Here is a 17672-nt window from a genome sequence, read left to right as displayed (position 1 = left end):
AGCAGTAGAAGCAGCAAGAGCCGGGCAACATGGAAAAGGCTTTGCAGTGGTTGCTGAGGAAGTGAGAAACCTTGCTGAAAGAAGCGCTAATGCTGCAAAAGAAACTACAGTAATGATTGAAGGTTCAATTCGCAAGGCAGAATTTGGTACTAAAATTGCAAACGAAACAGCAGCAGCACTTGATAAGATTGTAGCTGGAATAGAAAAAGCTGCAAACTTGGTAGGGGATATTTCTACAGCATCTAATGAGCAGGCTACAGGAATTTCACAAATCAATAAAGGAATAGAACAGGTATCGGCAGTTGTTCAAAATAATTCTTCAACAGCAGAGGAAAGTGCATCAGCTAGCGAAGAGCTTACAAGCCAAGCGGAGATATTAAGTGAAATGGTTGGCAAATTTAAACTTAAGAGAAACTTTGGCGTTTCTAAAGGTTATGAACTGAATAAGCATAAAGTAAATCCTGGTATGGGAACAAATATTGAAGTTTCAAGAAATATTATAAATGGTTGGGGTGAAGTAGCATGCGCTACGACTAAACCTGTAATAGATTTGAGTAATTCAGAATTTGGAAAATATTAAAAGATAGGAGATTTGCTACAAGGTTACTTTTAATGAGTAACCTAATAGTTATATTTAAGGTGGTTAATATAATGCAAATAAAGGAAAAGGAATTCAAATACTTAGTTCAATATATGAAGTCTAATTATGGTATTAATTTAATTAATAAAAAAATATTAATAGAAGGAAGATTAGGAAACTATATATCGGAAAAGGGATTTTCAAGTTTTGATGAATATATTAACTATGCGGTTAATGATAGCAGCGGAAGAGAGATAACCACTTTAGTTAATAAGTTAACTACAAATCACACTTTTTTTATGCGTGAAGCAGATCATTTTAATTATCTTAAAAATAAAGCATTGCCTAGTATTATAGCTTCTATAAAGGATCGTGATTTGAGGGTATGGAGTGCCGGATGCTCAACAGGAGAGGAGCCGTATACATTGGCTATGATTATTTCAGAGTTTTTGGGCGATTGTAAAAAAATATGGGACACAAAAATTCTTGCCACAGATATATCTGTAAATGCACTTGAAAAGGCGAAAGAAGGAATATATTCTTTAGAGGCAATCGAAAATCTACCAACCTCTTGGAAATACAATAATTTTAATAGAATTGATAGCAAAAGCTATCGAGTATCTGATAAAATTAGAAATGAAATTATTTATAGGGTATTTAATCTAATGGAGCCAGTTTTTCCATTTAAGAAAAAGTTTCATATAATTTTTTGTAGGAATGTTATGATATACTTTGATGAAAAGACGAAAAAAGAGCTTATTGAAAAGTTTTATCAGTTTACTGAACCGGGAGGATATCTTTTTATTGGACATTCAGAATTCATTAATAAAAATGATACAGGTTATAAATATATAATGCCAGCTGTTTATCAGAAAGGATAGATATTATGAAAACCAGAAAAAAAGTCACTGTACTTATAATAGACGATTCCCTACTTTTTAGAGAGACTTTAGCAAGAGCTATCGGACAAGATTTGGGAATTGAGGTTGTTGGTACAGCATCAGATCCCTTTGATGCAAGAGACAAAATAATTGAACTTCAACCAGATGTATTAACGTTGGATGTGGAAATGCCTAAGATGAATGGTATAGAATTCTTAAAAAGACTTATGCCGCAATACCCACTTCCCGTAGTTGTAGTAAGTGCAGTAAGTAGCAATGTTTTTGATGCTTTAAAAGCTGGTGCAGTGGATTTTGTCACTAAACCTGAAGCTAAAAATCCAAGTTCGATGAATACATTTTTTAATGAACTTATCGTAAAAATAAAAATTGCGTCTACAGCTCAAATAAGTTTGATGAAAAATTACTATAATTCACAACAAATAAATACAGATATCAGAAACCGTAGGGGAGACCCAATAATAGCAATAGGAGCGTCTACTGGTGGGACAGAGGCAATTTTTCAAATAATAAAATCATTTCCCAGAAATATGCCGGGTATAGTAGTTACTCAGCATATGCCTCCAAAGTTTACAAAAATGTATGCTGATAGGTTAAACCAATCGTGTCTTATGGAGGTAAAAGAAGCTGAAAATGGAGATGCTGTGAAAGAAGGAAGAGTTTTAATTGCTCCTGGAGACTTTCATATGAGTATTGCAAAAGATAAAAATAGTTTTTATGTGAGATGTATTAAGGGTGATAAAGTAAATGGACATTGTCCATCGGTAGATGTATTGTTCGATTCGGTAGCAGAATGTGCAGGAAAAGATGCAATAGGAGTTATACTTACAGGTATGGGTTATGATGGTGCTAAAGGGCTGTTAAAAATGAAAAGGAAAAATGCATTTACTATAGGACAGGATGAGAAAAGCAGTGTGGTTTATGGAATGCCGATGGTAGCTTTTAATATAGGAGCTGTAACTAAACAATTGACTTTAAATAAAATACCTGAAGTTATATGTTCATATATTAGTACTAAATATAGATAACATAATAATACATTGTTTTGTATAATGAATTTTTTTAAAGGAGGTGGTAGGATGAGGTTTCTAATAGTAGAAGATGACCCAGTGTCAAGGAAACTGTTGCAAAAATTCCTTTCGCAATACGGTGAATGTGATATGACTATTGATGGGTTAGAGGCTTTGGATTTATTCTTAACAGCGCATAGAGAAAAAAAACCATACAATCTCATATGTCTTGATATTATGATACCAAGGTTAGATGGCATGAAGGTTTTAAAAACAATAAGGAATATAGAAAAAGAGAAAGATATAAGTGGAGATTCAAGGGTAAAGATAATTATGACTACAGCACTAAATGATAAAGAACTAGTTCTAGATTCTTATGAAATTGGCTGTGATGCATATGCATGGAAGCCTATAGATATGAAAAAGTTAAAAGAAGTGTTATTTAGACTCGAGTTAATTGATAAAGAAGCACATGGAATGACCTGGTAAGAGATTGCCAGGTCTATTTAATTAGTAAGGCCCTTAAAGCATTAAGTATTGCTTTAGGGGTCTTCTAAATTTCGCTAAATGAAAAAAATAAAAAATTTTGTTGAATTAAATAGAAAAGAAAAGAATTAGTACAGTAAAAATGACTGTACTAATTTATTTGCGATAATTCGCTTAAAATCAAGACAAAAAACATATTGATACAGTTTGAAAAACAATATATAATAGAAACATAAATAAATAACAGATTTAAATTTCTAAAATTATTGTAATTAAATCTAATATATAGTTAAAATATAGCTTTTATTGAGGAGAGATGTAAAATGAAAAAACAATGGCAAGGATTTCAAACAGGAAAATGGTCAGAAGAAATCGATGTAAGAGATTTTATACAAAAGAACTATACAATGTATGATGGAGATAAAAGCTTTTTAGCAAATCCAACAGATAAAACAAAAGCATTATGGGACAAAGCTGAAACTCTTATTGTTGAAGAAATTAAAAAAGGTGTTATGGATGTTGAAACCAAGATATTTTCTGGTATAAACAACTTTAAACCAGGATATTTAGATAAAGACAAAGAGGTTATAGTAGGATACCAAACGGATGCCCCATTGAAGAGAATAATGAATCCATTCGGTGGAATGAGAATGGTTGAACAATCACTTGAAGAATATGGCTTTAAGATGGATGAAAAGTTAAACGAAGATTTCAAGAAATATAGAAAAACTCATAATGAGGGAGTTTTTGATGCATATACAGATGAAATGAGAAAAGCTAGAACTGTAGGTTTACTTACAGGACTACCAGATGCTTATGGAAGAGGAAGAATAATAGGTGACTATAGAAGAATAGCTCTTTATGGAATAGACTTCTTAGCAGCACAAAAGAAAAAAGATTTAAAAGAAATAAAAGGCTCATGTGATGAAACTTTAAGAATAAGAGAAGAAGTTTCAATGCAAATTCGTGCTCTACAAGAAATAAAAGAAATGGCTGCATCCTATGGAATAGATATGTCAGAACCAGCTTCAAATGCTGTTGAAGCAGTTCAATTTGTATACTTTGGATATTTAGCAGCAGTAAAAGAAAATAATGGAGCAGCAATGTCTCTTGGAAGAAATACTACTTTCTTAGATGTATATATAGAAAGAGATCTTCAAAATGGAGCTATAACAGAAGCCGAAGCACAGGAAATAATAGATCAGTTTGTTATAAAACTAAGAATGGTAAGACATTTAAGAACTCCTGAGTACAATGATTTGTTTGCAGGAGATCCAAATTGGATAACAGAATCTATAGGTGGAGTTGGTGTGAATGGAAAATCACTTGTTACTAAAACAGCTTTCAGATTTTTACACACACTAACAAACTTAGGACCAGCACCAGAACCAAATATGACAGTACTTTGGGCAGATAAGCTTCCAGAGAACTTTAAGAAATATTGTGCAGAAATGTCCATAAAGACAGATTCTATTCAATACGAAAATGATGACATAATGAGACCAATATACGGAGATGACTATGCTATAGCTTGCTGTGTATCAGCTATGGAAATGGGAAAGAGAATGCAGTTCTTTGGAGCAAGAACAAACCTAGCTAAATCATTGCTTTATGCTATAAATGGTGGAGTAGATGAAAAGAAAAAATCTAAGGATGGCAGCTTAATAGAAGTAGTTCCAGGAATAGAAAGAATAACAGACGAAGTTCTTGATTTCGATAAAGTAATGCAAAACTACAATAAGGTTCTTGAATATGTGGCGGGACTATATGTGGATACAATGAATACAATCCACTTTATGCATGATAAATATGCTTATGAAGCAGGACAAATGGCGCTTCACGATACAAGAGTAAAGAGATTTATGGCTTTTGGTGTTGCAGGATTATCTGTTGCAGCTGACTCTTTAAGTGCTATAAAGTTTGCGAAAGTTAAACCAGTAAGAAATGAACAGGGAATAGCAGTTGATTTCGAGATAGAAGGAGATTTCCCTAAATACGGAAATGATGATGATAGAGTTGATGATTTAGCTGTAGAATTAACAAAGAAATTCTCAGTAGAGCTTAAAAAGCATAGAACTTACAGGAATGCAGATCACTCTTTATCAGTATTAACGATAACATCAAATGTAGTATATGGTAAGAAAACAGGATCAACTCCAGACGGAAGAAAAGCAGGAGAAGCTTTTGCACCAGGAGCAAATCCAATGCATGGAAGAGATAAAAATGGAGCTTTAGCATCACTTAACTCTGTTGCTAAAATACCATATAGAAAATACTGCCAGGATGGTGTTTCTAATACTTTCTCAATAATACCAGATGCACTTGGAAAAGATGAAGAAAGTAGAATAAACAACCTTGTAAACTTAATGGATGGATATTTTGCACAAAGTGCTTTCCACTTAAATGTAAATGTATTTAACAGAGAAACTTTAATAGATGCTATGGAGCATCCAGAAAAATATCCAACTTTAACAATAAGAGTTTCTGGTTATGCTGTACACTTTAACAGATTAACTAAAGAACAACAAAAAGAAGTTATAAGCAGAACATTCCACGAAAAAATGTAATAAAGAATTAAACAATAGGGGCTGTTGCACTTAAAGAACTACATTAGAAAATATACTTATATGCAGAGAGATGTTCCCAAGGCTGAAAGCACATATAAAAACTTTTTATAGTGCTGAAGCTTGGAAACATCTCTCGAAGAATAAGTATATTTTGGGCCGTGTTTCACTAAGTGCGACAGCCCCATATTTGCAAATACTATTAATAAATAAAAAGGTGGAGATAGATATGACCATAGGAAGGATTCATTCATTTGAAAGCATGGGATTGGTTGATGGTCCTGGAATTAGATGTGTGGTTTTCATGCAGGGATGTGCTTTAAGATGTGCATATTGTCATAATCCTGATACATGGGCTTTCAGCGGTGGAACTGAGATGACACCACAGGAGCTGCTTAAAAAGATAATTAGATTTAAGCCTTATTTTAAGAATAATGGAGGCGTTACTTTTTCAGGTGGAGAACCTTTAATGCAGCCAGAGTTTCTCAGAGAAACGCTAAAGTTATGTAAAGAAGCTGGAATTCATACAGTTATTGACACTGCAGGATACGGAATTAAAAAATACTATGATGAAATATTGAAAAATGTGGATTTAGTTATACTAGATATTAAACATGTAGATAACAAAGGATATGAGAATTTAGTTGGACAAAGTAAAAATGGATTTGATGAATTTTTGGAATCAGTTCAGAAGGCTAATACTAAGTTATGGATAAGACATGTAGTTGTTCCAGGAATAACAGCTTCTGAGGAACACATAAGAAAACTCGCTCAAATAATCAAAAATATAAAAAATGTAGAAAAAATTGAACTGCTTCCATATCATACACTAGGTGTGGAGAAATATAAGAGAATGGGATTAGATTACAAGTTAACGGACGTAGACTCTATGGATAAAGGAGATATTGGTAAGTTGGAAAAAATATTAAAAGAAAAAATTATGGAAGAGTAAATTATTAGAGACTGTTCATGATGTGTATTTATTCATTGTGAGACAGTCTCTTTTTTTATAATTTGACTTTTTCAACACGAGACCAAATAAACAGGGCTAACTTAAAAGAGACTAATGGGGAAAATACCATGAATTCAATAAAAAGAGTTTCTAGCTAATCCAGCTGGAAACTCTTTTATAAACAAAAATGATCTAAATGCAATTTTTACTCTGTTAATATTCAAGAATTAATATAACGTGCATAAGTATCTTTGCAATATTGAAAAAAATTCTTATATTTTAGGGGGAGAGTCCTAAAATAATTTTGATAAAACCAGTAAAAAACAAACTTTAATTTGTATATATTTATTATAGCATACAAATGTCGGAAATCAATATTTATTTAAAATTTTCTGAAAATTATATTAGAAGAAACAGGTGATTAATAATATTTAGATATACTTGTTTTGAAATAAACTATATAACTTTTAAATTGTAATTAAATGAATATTTTCAATTATATTTAATATAATTGAAAATATGTTATTGTATAGTGAGATTTAATTAAATAAATGTTTAGTTAACTATTTTAGTATAAGAACTAAAATAATATGAATAAGCAAAAAAGTCGCTTAAAATTAGGCTTATATTTCAAAAAAGTAAATTGTTTTATTAGACACATATGTGTTATACTAATTGTATAATAGTTATTATAATATATGTTATTTCGAGAAAAAGACAATATAGTATATCATTAATGCTGGTTATATTAATATTCTTAAAGGAGAAGGTTAACATGATTTTCTATGACGAAAATAACTTAGAGATAATAGAAAAAGACTTAAGATATCTTCAATTATTAGCACATCAATACCCAACAATATCAAGTGCGAGTACAGAAATAATAAATTTGCAGGCTATTTTAAACTTACCCAAAGGAACGGAGCATTTTATAAGCGATGTTCATGGTGAAAATGAATCTTTTACTCACATGCTAAAAAATGCCTCTGGAGTAATAAAGAGAAAAATAGATGATGTATTCGGAAACTCACTGAGAGAAGAGCAGAAGGCAAGCCTTGCTACCTTAGTTTATTATCCAGAACAAAAGTTAGAAATAATTAAACAAAAGGAAAAAAATCTTGAAGATTGGTATAAGATAACTCTTTATCAACTTATAGAGCTTTGTAAAAATGTATGTTCAAAGTATACACGTTCCAAGGTTAGAAAAGCTCTTCCAGATGATTTTGAATATATAATTGAAGAATTGCTTCATGAACAAGATGATAGAGTTGATAAACAAGCATATTATAATGGAATTATAAAAACTATTATAGATATAGATCGGTCAGCAGAGTTCATCGTAGCTATAGCCAGTGTTATTCAAAGACTTGTAGTTGATAGGCTTCATATAATAGGGGATATTTATGATAGAGGTCCAGGTGCGGATATTATTATGGATGCTTTAATGAAACATCATTCTGTAGATATTCAATGGGGAAACCACGATATTCTATGGATGGGTGCTGCTGCAGGGTGTGAAGCATGTATTTGTAATGCACTTAGAATAGCATTAAGATATGCAAATCTTAGGACGATAGAGGATGGCTATGGAATCAATCTTCTTCCACTGGCTACTTTTGCCATAGAGTTTTATGGGGACGACCCTTGTGAAAAATTTATGCCTAGAACTTTGGATAAAAATATAAATGAAAATGAAATGCTTCTTCTTGCTAAAATGCATAAAGCTATATCTATATTGCAGTTTAAAGTTGAAGGAGACATAATTAAAAGGCATCCTGAATGTCAAATGGACGATAGGCTACTTTTAGATAAAATAGATATAGAAAAAGGAGAAATCAATTTATACGGAAAAACCTATAAGTTAAATGATATAAGTTTCCCGACTGTTGATTGGAATGACCCTTATAAACTAACTGAAAGAGAAAATGATTTGTTAGAAAAGTTGACCCGCTCTTTTATTAATAGTGAAAAGCTTCAAAGACATATAAAGTTTCTTTATAGCAAAGGAAGCATATATTTAGTTTGTAATTCTAATGTTTTATTTCACGGATGTATTCCGTTAAATGAAGATGGAAGCTTTAAAGAAGTGAAAATAGGAAGCATTAAATATAGTGGAAAAGCGTTGTTAGATAGAATAGACCGTGTGGCGAGAGATTCATATTTCTTTAAAGATGATATACAGTGCAAAAAATATGGAATGGACATGATGTGGTATTTATGGTGTGGCCCTTATTCCCCAGTATTCGGTAAGGAAAGAATGACTACTTTTGAAAGATATTTTATTGATGATAAATCAACACATTACGAGAAAAAAGATTATTATTATAAATATGTAGATGATGTTGAAGTGTGTAAAAATGTATTACTTGAGTTTAATTTGAATCCTGAAACTGATCACGTTATAAATGGTCATATTCCTGTGAAGACAAAAGAAGGGGAAAGTCCAATAAAAGCCAATGGAAGGCTTCTTGTAATAGACGGAGGTTTCTGCAAAGCCTATCAACCAGAAACAGGTATTGCTGGATATACCTTGATTTACAACTCTTATGGACTGCTTCTTACCTCACATGAGCCTTTTGCTGCTATTAAAAATGCTATAAAGGAAGATAAGGATATACTTTCATCCACAATAATATTAGAGCATGTAACAAGAAGAAAAAGAGTTGAGGATACAGACATAGGGAAGGAACTTAGAGAGCAAATAGCGGATTTAGAAAAACTTCTTATTGCATATCGCAAAGGGTTAATTAAAGAGGGAAGTAAAGATAGAATAATATAAAAAAACAGGCAGAGAGTTTTCTGTCTGTTTTTTCAATTAACGAAACTTTTACAGAATAAATGATTACAAACATGTTTACAATAGGGGTAACAAAATAATTTTTTTAGTCATTAAGGAGTTGATATTTATAAGTAATAACAGATTAATTTGTATTCTGATTACAATAAATTTAATACTAATTTCATTTATACTTTTGGGGAAAATTCAATTTATATGTAAGCTTGTGATAGTACTAACTAAAGCATTTATAATTCCATTAATTGTTTCTGTACTTTTGTTTTATCTAATAAGACCTCTTAACAACATATTTATTAAAAAAGGTATTAGTAGAGGAAAAGCAAGCTTGCTTTCTCTTACCATATGTACTTTTATATTGACTGGACTGCTAGCATATTTCTCAAAATATGCTCACAAGCAGTTTAATGATATATTTAATCAGCTTATGACTATTATAAACGATAAAGATCAAGTAGATGGATTTATAAATTGGGTTAATAGATTTGTAAATGTTAATGAGATATATTCTTTATTAGCTGATATGGTTAAGGTTTATGTCAGAAAAATAGGTAAAAGCTTTAAAATGATTTTAGGATATTTTATGAATACTTTTTCCATAGTATTTCTTATTATAGTTATAGTGTTTTATATGTTAAAGGATGGTAATAAATTTAAAGACAGAATATTATTTTTTATTCCTGAAAAATATAAAAATAAGGCATATAAAATATTGAATGAAAGTGATGATATATTAAGCCATTATGTTAATGGGCAAGCGAAGGTAGCGCTATATTTAAGTTTAATGATACTTTTAGGTTATAAAATTATTGGAATACCTGATGCTCTATTACTTTCTATGATAACTTTCATTCTTGCATTTATACCTTTTGTAGGTTTTTTTATATCAATGATAATTCCAGGAGTTATAGCATTAAGTATGGGAGTAAGTGTGACCTTAAAGTTTTTCATTATGTTCATTATTGTACAGACTTTAAAAGGAAGAGTTATAGTACCTGCAGTAATGTCTAAATCTATGAAAATACACCCTTTGACAGATATCTTTTTGGTAATAGGAGCAATAGGAATAGGAGGGCCTTTTGCTGCTTTTGCAGTAGTACCTATATATGCTATTTTAAAAAATGTCTGCATAACTTTGAATGTATTAGTTAAAAAATAAACCTTTATAAAGTTTAGAAGTTTTATAAAGGTTTATTTTTATTTAATTGTAAAACTTACCGAAGTCTGAAAAATAGTAACATTGTAGTCATGAAGTTGTCACAAGATTGTCACAAACCAATTATATAATTATGGAAGTTAATATTTAAAAAAGAGGTGTTACGAGTTAATTTAAATGAATTATAATTTTATTATTAATCTAAAAGGAGTTAGTAAGAATGAAAAAAAGTAATTTTTTTAGCAAAACAATGGTTACTTTAGTGGCTGTTAGCATGTCTGTATTTTTGTTTGCGGGTTGTCAAAGTAAGAGTAATGATAACAATACAGCTCAAGCAGCTAATAATACTACACAAAATAGTAAAAAACCTGATCCTGCCCAAATGAAACAAAGGATGCAGGATAACCTTAAAGCACTTGTAACCGCGGGTACTATAACACAAGCTCAGTCTGATAAAATTTTAGAAGCACTTACAACTAATACTGGAAAAAAGGATGATCAAGGAAAATCTCAGAATAATACACAAAATAACAATCAGAATAATCAGCAGGGCAATAATCAAAATAGACAAAGAACTAATCCTTTAAGTAAGTTAGTAAGTGATGGGACAATCACACAAGCCCAAGCTGATGCAGTTATGCAAAAAGTGAGAGGAAATTTTAACCGTAAAAATAATGGACAAGGCTCTCAAAGCAATGGACAGACATCTACAAATTAAAATTAGGGTTGTTGCACTATATAGTGCAATAACTCCAATTTTTTTACTATAGCATAGATGAAAAAATTCTACAGAATGCTTCTAATGATTTAATTAAAGGAGAAATGTTATTGAAATATTCCTCTGTTACTCTCTTACTTTGCTTTAAATCTTCAAAAAATAAACTTTCAAGCTGCTCTGTAGTTTCCTCATCATAAATTACTGCGTTTATTTCATAATTGAGTACATAACTTCTGATATCCATGTTTGCAGTACCTATAGTGCATATTTTTCCATCTACAGAGGTGGTTTTCGCATGTATAAAACCTTTAGGATTATAAAGATGAATCATTATACCGTTTCTAACTAAATCTTCTAGATATGTTCTAGAAGCAAAATGAACAATGATGTGGTCATATCTTGATGGGAACAGTATGTGAACTTTAACTCCACTTAGAGCGGCAATTTTTAATGAATTTAATATAGTTTCGCTAGGAATAAAATATGGAGTCGTTATATATATATGTTCTTTTGCCATGTTGATCATTTTTATAATGGATTGTTCAATAGCTGGAAACTCTGAGTCAGGTCCACTTTTCACAAGTTGCATTAATTTCCCTTCAGTATCTTCTGTTTCTGGAAAAAATCCCTCGAAATTGTCTCCATAATAAAAAAATTCTTTATTAGCTTCCTTTATTGTAGCAAAGTCATCTAAAAATACTGCTTGAAGTCCATATACGAAGTCACCCTTAACCATTATATGCGTGTCTCGCCAGTATCCCAATTTACTTTTTCCTATATATTCATCACCTATGTTTATACCTCCTATAAATCCAACTTTTCCATCAATTACGACTATTTTTCGATGATTGCGATAATTAATCTGGGTATTAATCTTTCTGAGCAGAGGAGCTAGAAAATAGGAATATTGTACTACGTCTACTCCTGCTTCTTTTAGTTCATTAATATATTCTTTACTTAATTTTATACAGCCTACCCTATCAAGAATTATTCTTACATCAATACCTTCTAAAGATTTTTTTATAAGAATATCTTTTATTTCATTACCAATTCCATCACTTTTTAGTATATAGTATTCCATATGAATGTGAGCTTTAGCCTTTAAAAGTTCCTCTTTTAAAGTAGAAAATTTTTCGCTGCCATCCTTAAAAATTTTTATGCTATTATTGTTAAAAAGAGGAGACTCACTATTTTTTGATAGCAATTCTATTAAGGGAGAGTAAGTATGATCTTTTACATGTTTCATCACTTCATAAACTAGTCTTTCAATATTTATGGTTGTTTCATCGTGTAATTTATGTTTTTTCCAATTTCTTCCTAAGAAAATATATAAAAACAAACCTACTGGTGGAAACACTATAAAAACTAATAGCCAAGCAATAGTTTTTTCGGGATTTTTTCTTTCCAATACTATTAATATAATAGAGATCATAGCATTAAATGCAAATATCCAGTATAGAGTAGTCTTCATAGCGTATTCACCTCCTAAAGTATTATAAATAAACTTGAAATTATTAACTTTGGTATTCGTAAAGTATGGGATATAATAAAAATAATACTATTATTATTGGAGAAAATAAAGGATTTTCCAATAGAATATAGAATATTTTATATTTATAGAATATGCCTATGATAATAAATTTAAACATAATTGTTTGAGAGGATGATATATAATGGAACTCGATAAGATAATATATTATGGTTCAACACCAATTTTTGTATTACTATTTATTTTTATAATGATTCTTCTTATTAAACAAATAAAGAAAAATAGAAAATAGTATTATATGAAATAGCATTTATACAAATTGTATAGATGCTATTTTATATTTTAATAACACACAATTAAAGCAATCATATTATTATATATTATAGTCTTCTATCAAAAGGGGATGGTGATATGAGCGAAATAAATGAAAGTCTAAAAAATAAGATGACAATAATAGAAGAAGAACTGCAAATACTTATTTATTCTATAAATAAAAGTTTTGGGATAGTGGTTATAACAGACAATGTATTTAATATAAAGTATGCTAACAGAAGGTTTTTAAATTTTGTAAATAGAAGTTTTGATGATATAAGAAATAAAAACTTTGGAAATCTAGATTGCTATTATACCTTTAATGATCAATATCCATCAATTATTGAACATATAAGTAGTGGGACACAGTGGCAAGGAGAATTACAAGGGAATAATAAATATGGTGAATTTTGTTGGCATATGGTGAAGATAGATCCTATAGTAGATGATGATGGAAAATTGTTTAGTATTCTATTTAATATTGAGGATATTACAGAGAATAGGCAGACTAGAAATACCATTGAATATATGGCATATCATGACCTGTTAACAGGTCTGCCTAAAATGTGTGTAGTAGAAAAAAATTTTAATTTTGTATCTAAAAAACATGATAAATTTATGGCTGTATTTTTTATAGATTTAGATAGATTTAAAAACATAAATGACAGTTTTGGACATGAAATAGGAGATAAATTATTAAAAAGTTTTTCTGCCGAAATGAAAAGTATAATTGGTAATAAAAATATTATGTGCAGGAATGGTGGAGATGAATTTGTTGTTTTGGTAATGGATAGAACAAAGGAAAAGGATATAGCTAAATTAGCAGATAGTATTAAAAATATCGCATTGAAAAGCTTTTATGTGGAAAGCATTAATTTTAGTATTACTTTGAGCATGGGAATAAGCATCTATCCTAAAGATGGAAGGGAAATTCATACTTTAATCAGAAAAGCAGATATTGCTATGTATAACGTAAAAAATAGTGGAAGAAACAATTTTAAGTTTTACTATGATTCTATGAAATAATTTATTGAAAATTAGAAGATTTCATAAAAAATAAGGTGTTATCAGTTGATAGAAACAGAAATTCAGTTAAAATAGATATAGAGAGTATAGTGGCCATAAGGAATTAAAAACATGAGATTGCTATAAAAATTTAATAAGGCATTAGATTATAATGTCTTATTAAATTTTTATAGTGTATATTTTGTCTTAACATGCTAAAATTTTATTAACATGTTTGGAGGGGGGAACTAATTAAATGAAAAAAGTAATAAGTTTGGTTGCAGCTGCTGTTGTTACATTAGGAATTTCAAATTCAGTACATGCAAAGAGCGTCTATAATATAAATAGATTGTATGGAGATGACAGATACAAAACATCTATCAGCATATCAAATAGTTTTAGTAATGGTAAGTTAAAAAATATAATAATTGCTAGTGGAAGAGATTTTCCAGATGCTTTAGCAGGAAGTGTACTTTCTAAAAAGTTAAATGCGCCTATAATATTAGCTAGCGATAGTATAGAAGAGAGCTTGGATTGTATACAGTATATTAAGGATCATTTGGATAAAGATGGGACTATATATTTATTAGGAGGAGCAGCTTCTATAAGTAATGAACTTGTAGATTATGTAAAGCAGCAAGGATATACTAGTTTTGTAAGGTTGGGAGGACAAGATAGATTTGATACCAATAAGTATATAGTAAATTCTATGAATGTACAGAAGGGAACCCCTATAGTTATAGTAAATGCTTATGGTTTTGCTGATGCTCTGAGTGCTTCAAGTGTTGCTGCATTAAATGGATATCCTATAATAATGACATCAAACTCAACTTTGACTGATGAAGCCAAGGATATGATTAAAAATATTGAACCAAAAGAGGTATATATAATAGGTGGATATGCATCTGTAGGATATAATGTTAAAAATCAAATAAGAGAACTTGTTCCATCTCTAGAAAGTGATAATTTGATAAGCTTAGCAGGAGATGATAGATATGAAACTTCATTAAGTATATGTAAATATTTTAATGTAAATTCAGATACAGCCGTAATTGCTAATGGCGAAAATTTTCCAGATGCATTATCAGGAAGTGCGCTAGCTGCTAAACTAAATGCTCCGATAGTGTTGACAGATGGCTCAGATATAACTAAGCAAAAAGAATTTATAGACAAGGGTAATTTTAAAAATATAATTTTACTTGGAGGACCTTCATCTATAGATTTTTCAATTGAGTACGAATTAAAAGATCCGTCAACTATAACACAAGAAGAGAAGGATTACATTAATAAGCTGCTAGATTATTGTTATAGCTTTAATACTGAGAATGTAAAGGCTGAAAGTTATTTCCATGATACTATGAATAAATTTACTTCAGAAGATATAGTAGCGGAATTTGAGAATCCTAATACAATGATGGATGCATTAGACAAATTTATAGAATTATTTAAAGATTGTAAGTCTTATTTACAAACATATGAGAAAAACCTAACTAGCTTAAGAGATGAAGTTAGTAAAATTGAAAGTCCAAAGACACTTGAAGGTGGTAAACAGCTGTATCTAAATAGCATAAATTCTGATATACAATCAGTAAATAAAGTAATTAACTTAACTGGTTCATACATAGATACATTCGTCACATTCAAAGATGCAGTTGACTCTGCTGAAGAAAGTAAACTTGATGCAGCACTTAAAGATTTAGAGGATATTAATAAGAATAAAATAGAGAACGTTGAAGATTTAAGAGACGGAAATAATGGAATTGATAACTTAAGGGAAAAGCTGTTGAAGATAAAATCTAATATTAAGTAAGCATATAGGGTTCCAATGTCGGTACGCTATATAGTTAAATAAATTTTTTATATTCAGCGCCTCCCATAAAACAGTGTTTATGGGGGGCTATAAAGCTTATTTATTTACATGAGAATTAGTATTCTTTTCATAATTACCAAGAAATGTTGAAAGCAAAATCAGAAATCCACCTAATAACTGAAATAAAGTCAATTTTTCTTTTAAAAATATTGTGCTAAATATAACAGCAGATATTGGATCAATATAGCTCACTACAGCTATTGTTTGGGCCTTCAAGTCTTTGATAGCAGAGAAGTATGCTAGGTAAGGAATTCCGGTATGAACTATTCCTACAATTAATATAAAAACTAGGCTTTTAATGCTAGAAATGTGAATGCTATTCCTGTAAATTATAATAGGAAGAAGTAGTAAAGCCGCAGTAGAAATTTGAATAACTGTCATTTCGTATCCAGATAAATCTTTGATGTACTTGTTTAACAAGATTACTGAAGCATAAAATATAGCAGCAATAAGTCCAAAGGTAATACCTTTAGTGTGGTTATAAGAGATAGAAGTACTCGATGATTGATTGCTTAATATCAAAAATAAACCAAGCATTGCTCCCATAATCGCAATTAGTTTAGATTTTGTTAATTTTTCCTTTAGAATAAAAGGTGATAATAGTATTACAAATACAGGTGCGAAATAATAACTTAAAGTAGAGTTAGAGATAGTAGTGTATTTGTAAGATTGAAAAAGGAATATCCAATTTAGTCCAATAGCTGTTCCTGAAGCAATAAGAAAGCAAATATTTTTTCTTCTAGTTTTTATTTGGTATTCATTTAGACTATTTTTCCTATTGGTTTTGAAGATAAGTCCATATGAGATAAGTATTATACTTGCAATGATTGCTCGCAAAAATACTATTTCCATTGAAGGTAAATCAATATTTTTTACAAAGAGACCTACGCTTCCCCATATGATCATAGATATAATAATTTTGAATAAGGAATTCAAGAATAACCACCCCACATGATAAAATTACGAATAAATATGTATAATAGTCATTATAAAATATAATAACAATGAATATAAATTAATTCAATAACTATTTAAACATTAGAAAACAGACAAATTTTACGGTTTTTGACAAGTGAAATCATAATAAAGCTGTGGTATAATTAAAATACATATTAGCTTATTTTATTAATGGGAGGGGAAAAATTGCTTAAATGTGAAGTCTGTGGTAAACAAGCGGATAAACATCATATAGTGTACAGGAGCCAAGGTGGAGTAGATTTTCCGCTTAACTTTAAATATCTTTGTTCTGAACATCATAGAGGGAAGAACGGACCGCATAAAAGCAGGAAACTGGATGTAGAATTTAAAATTGAACTGCAGAAAAAATTGAATGATTTATTATGTAAGGATTATTATACAATAGATGAACTGGTATGTTTAATTGAAATCAACAAGGGAATGTTGAGAAGACTTTTAAAAGATTACAAGATATATAAAGAAGGATATAAAAAGACAGATATTATATATAGACTTATGGGTAAGAAAATATATACAGAAGATATGTTGGAAGAATATTATGATTTTATAGCGAATTTTTAAGTGAAGTTCTAAATATTTAATTTAGTAAGTTAAATTTAAAGATCTTTTATTATGAAACTTGAAAATTGAACAGTAATAAAAATATTTCAATATATGGATATATACAGATGAAAAAATGACAAGTGATAAAATTTGAAAAGTCACTTGTCATTTTCTATAACTTGTGGTACATATAAAGTATCAGCAATATAATTTTTTCAATAGTTTGTAAATTGCAATAAATATAAAGCCTGAAAATTATTTTTAATATATCTTTAATTTGAAAAGCTCATAATCAAAAATTTAGCTTAAAACTAAA

The 17672-nt window shown here is 29.8% G+C and carries 14 protein-coding genes; 12 read left to right on the top strand and 2 right to left on the bottom strand.

Annotated features, from left to right (window positions below):
* The 9 genes from I6U48_RS11690 to I6U48_RS11650 all read left to right on the top strand — a co-directional run.
* On the top strand, positions 1 to 580 hold a 580-nt coding region (locus tag I6U48_RS11690; RefSeq protein ID WP_246615304.1), incomplete at its 5' end, for a methyl-accepting chemotaxis protein.
* A gap of 68 nt (positions 581 to 648) precedes the next feature.
* A complete protein-coding gene (locus tag I6U48_RS11685) occupies positions 649 to 1461 on the top strand; it encodes a CheR family methyltransferase (RefSeq protein WP_218320643.1) in 813 nt (270 codons plus the stop codon).
* A gap of 5 nt (positions 1462 to 1466) precedes the next feature.
* A complete protein-coding gene (locus I6U48_RS11680) occupies positions 1467 to 2507 on the top strand; it encodes a protein-glutamate methylesterase/protein-glutamine glutaminase (RefSeq protein ID WP_218320640.1) in 1041 nt (346 codons plus the stop codon).
* A gap of 51 nt (positions 2508 to 2558) precedes the next feature.
* Entirely contained in the window at positions 2559 to 2978 is a 420-nt protein-coding gene (locus I6U48_RS11675) for a response regulator (protein ID WP_218320639.1), read from the top strand.
* A gap of 320 nt (positions 2979 to 3298) precedes the next feature.
* Positions 3299 to 5542 carry a formate C-acetyltransferase gene (pflB, locus tag I6U48_RS11670; protein ID WP_218320638.1) on the top strand — a complete coding sequence of 748 codons (2244 nt, stop codon included), beginning with the start codon at positions 3299 to 3301 and terminating at the stop codon, positions 5540 to 5542.
* Between the two features lie 226 nt (positions 5543 to 5768).
* The gene (gene pflA / locus I6U48_RS11665) at positions 5769 to 6491 is read left to right on the top strand and encodes a pyruvate formate-lyase-activating protein (RefSeq protein WP_218320637.1); all 723 of its coding nucleotides are present in this window, start codon (positions 5769 to 5771) and stop codon (positions 6489 to 6491) included.
* 775 nt (positions 6492 to 7266) lie between these two features.
* A complete protein-coding gene (locus I6U48_RS11660) occupies positions 7267 to 9270 on the top strand; it encodes a fructose-1,6-bisphosphatase (RefSeq protein ID WP_218320636.1) in 2004 nt (667 codons plus the stop codon).
* Between the two features lie 223 nt (positions 9271 to 9493).
* Complete coding sequence (locus I6U48_RS11655; protein ID WP_512699246.1) at positions 9494 to 10444, top strand: AI-2E family transporter; 951 nt, start codon at positions 9494 to 9496, stop codon at positions 10442 to 10444.
* 217 nt (positions 10445 to 10661) lie between these two features.
* Positions 10662 to 11159 (top strand): hypothetical protein, encoded by a 498-nt coding sequence (locus I6U48_RS11650; protein ID WP_218320635.1) that lies wholly within the window; start codon positions 10662 to 10664, stop codon positions 11157 to 11159.
* A 46-nt stretch (positions 11160 to 11205) separates the two neighbouring features.
* Here I6U48_RS11650 and cls read toward each other — a convergent pair whose 3' ends face one another.
* Positions 11206 to 12630, bottom strand: coding sequence for a cardiolipin synthase (cls, locus tag I6U48_RS11645; protein ID WP_218320634.1), 1425 nt, complete (start codon positions 12628 to 12630; stop codon positions 11206 to 11208).
* A 429-nt stretch (positions 12631 to 13059) separates the two neighbouring features.
* Here cls and I6U48_RS11640 point away from each other — a divergent pair, with 429 nt between their 5' ends.
* Positions 13060 to 13986: a diguanylate cyclase domain-containing protein gene (locus tag I6U48_RS11640; protein ID WP_218320633.1), complete on the top strand. Its 927-nt coding sequence runs from the start codon at positions 13060 to 13062 to the stop codon at positions 13984 to 13986.
* Between the two features lie 235 nt (positions 13987 to 14221).
* The gene (locus I6U48_RS11635) at positions 14222 to 15775 is read left to right on the top strand and encodes a cell wall-binding repeat-containing protein (RefSeq protein ID WP_218320632.1); all 1554 of its coding nucleotides are present in this window, start codon (positions 14222 to 14224) and stop codon (positions 15773 to 15775) included.
* A 96-nt stretch (positions 15776 to 15871) separates the two neighbouring features.
* On the opposite strand, the gene I6U48_RS11630 is transcribed toward I6U48_RS11635, so the two are convergent.
* Positions 15872 to 16771: a DMT family transporter gene (locus I6U48_RS11630; protein WP_218320631.1), complete on the bottom strand. Its 900-nt coding sequence runs from the start codon at positions 16769 to 16771 to the stop codon at positions 15872 to 15874.
* A gap of 207 nt (positions 16772 to 16978) precedes the next feature.
* On the opposite strand from I6U48_RS11630, the gene I6U48_RS11625 reads away from it, so the two are divergent.
* On the top strand, positions 16979 to 17374 hold the full coding sequence (locus I6U48_RS11625; RefSeq protein ID WP_218320630.1) for an HNH endonuclease: 396 nt from the start codon (positions 16979 to 16981) through the stop codon (positions 17372 to 17374).
* Positions 17375 to 17672 lie beyond the last annotated feature (298 nt).

Origin of the sequence: Clostridium thailandense, from assembly GCF_019207025.1 — a bacterium.
GTDB lineage: Bacteria > Bacillota > Clostridia > Clostridiales > Clostridiaceae > Clostridium_AM > Clostridium_AM thailandense.
Note: the sequence above shows the minus strand (reverse complement) of the source record. Positions and strands in the feature narration are given on the sequence as shown.

Bases quoted from the DNA above. Each gene is read 5' to 3' on its own strand.
- I6U48_RS11680 (WP_218320640.1), top strand. From the start codon at position 1,467: ATGAAAACCAGAAAAAAAGTCACTGTACTTATAATAGACGATTCCCTA.
- I6U48_RS11675 (WP_218320639.1), top strand. From the start codon at position 2,559: ATGAGGTTTCTAATAGTAGAAGATGACCCAGTGTCAAGGAAACTGTTG.
- pflB (WP_218320638.1), top strand. From the start codon at position 3,299: ATGAAAAAACAATGGCAAGGATTTCAAACAGGAAAATGGTCAGAAGAA.
- pflA (WP_218320637.1), top strand. From the start codon at position 5,769: ATGACCATAGGAAGGATTCATTCATTTGAAAGCATGGGATTGGTTGAT.
- I6U48_RS11660 (WP_218320636.1), top strand. From the start codon at position 7,267: ATGATTTTCTATGACGAAAATAACTTAGAGATAATAGAAAAAGACTTA.
- I6U48_RS11650 (WP_218320635.1), top strand. From the start codon at position 10,662: ATGAAAAAAAGTAATTTTTTTAGCAAAACAATGGTTACTTTAGTGGCT.
- cls (WP_218320634.1), bottom strand. From the start codon at position 12,630: ATGAAGACTACTCTATACTGGATATTTGCATTTAATGCTATGATCTCT.
- I6U48_RS11640 (WP_218320633.1), top strand. From the start codon at position 13,060: ATGAGCGAAATAAATGAAAGTCTAAAAAATAAGATGACAATAATAGAA.
- I6U48_RS11635 (WP_218320632.1), top strand. From the start codon at position 14,222: ATGAAAAAAGTAATAAGTTTGGTTGCAGCTGCTGTTGTTACATTAGGA.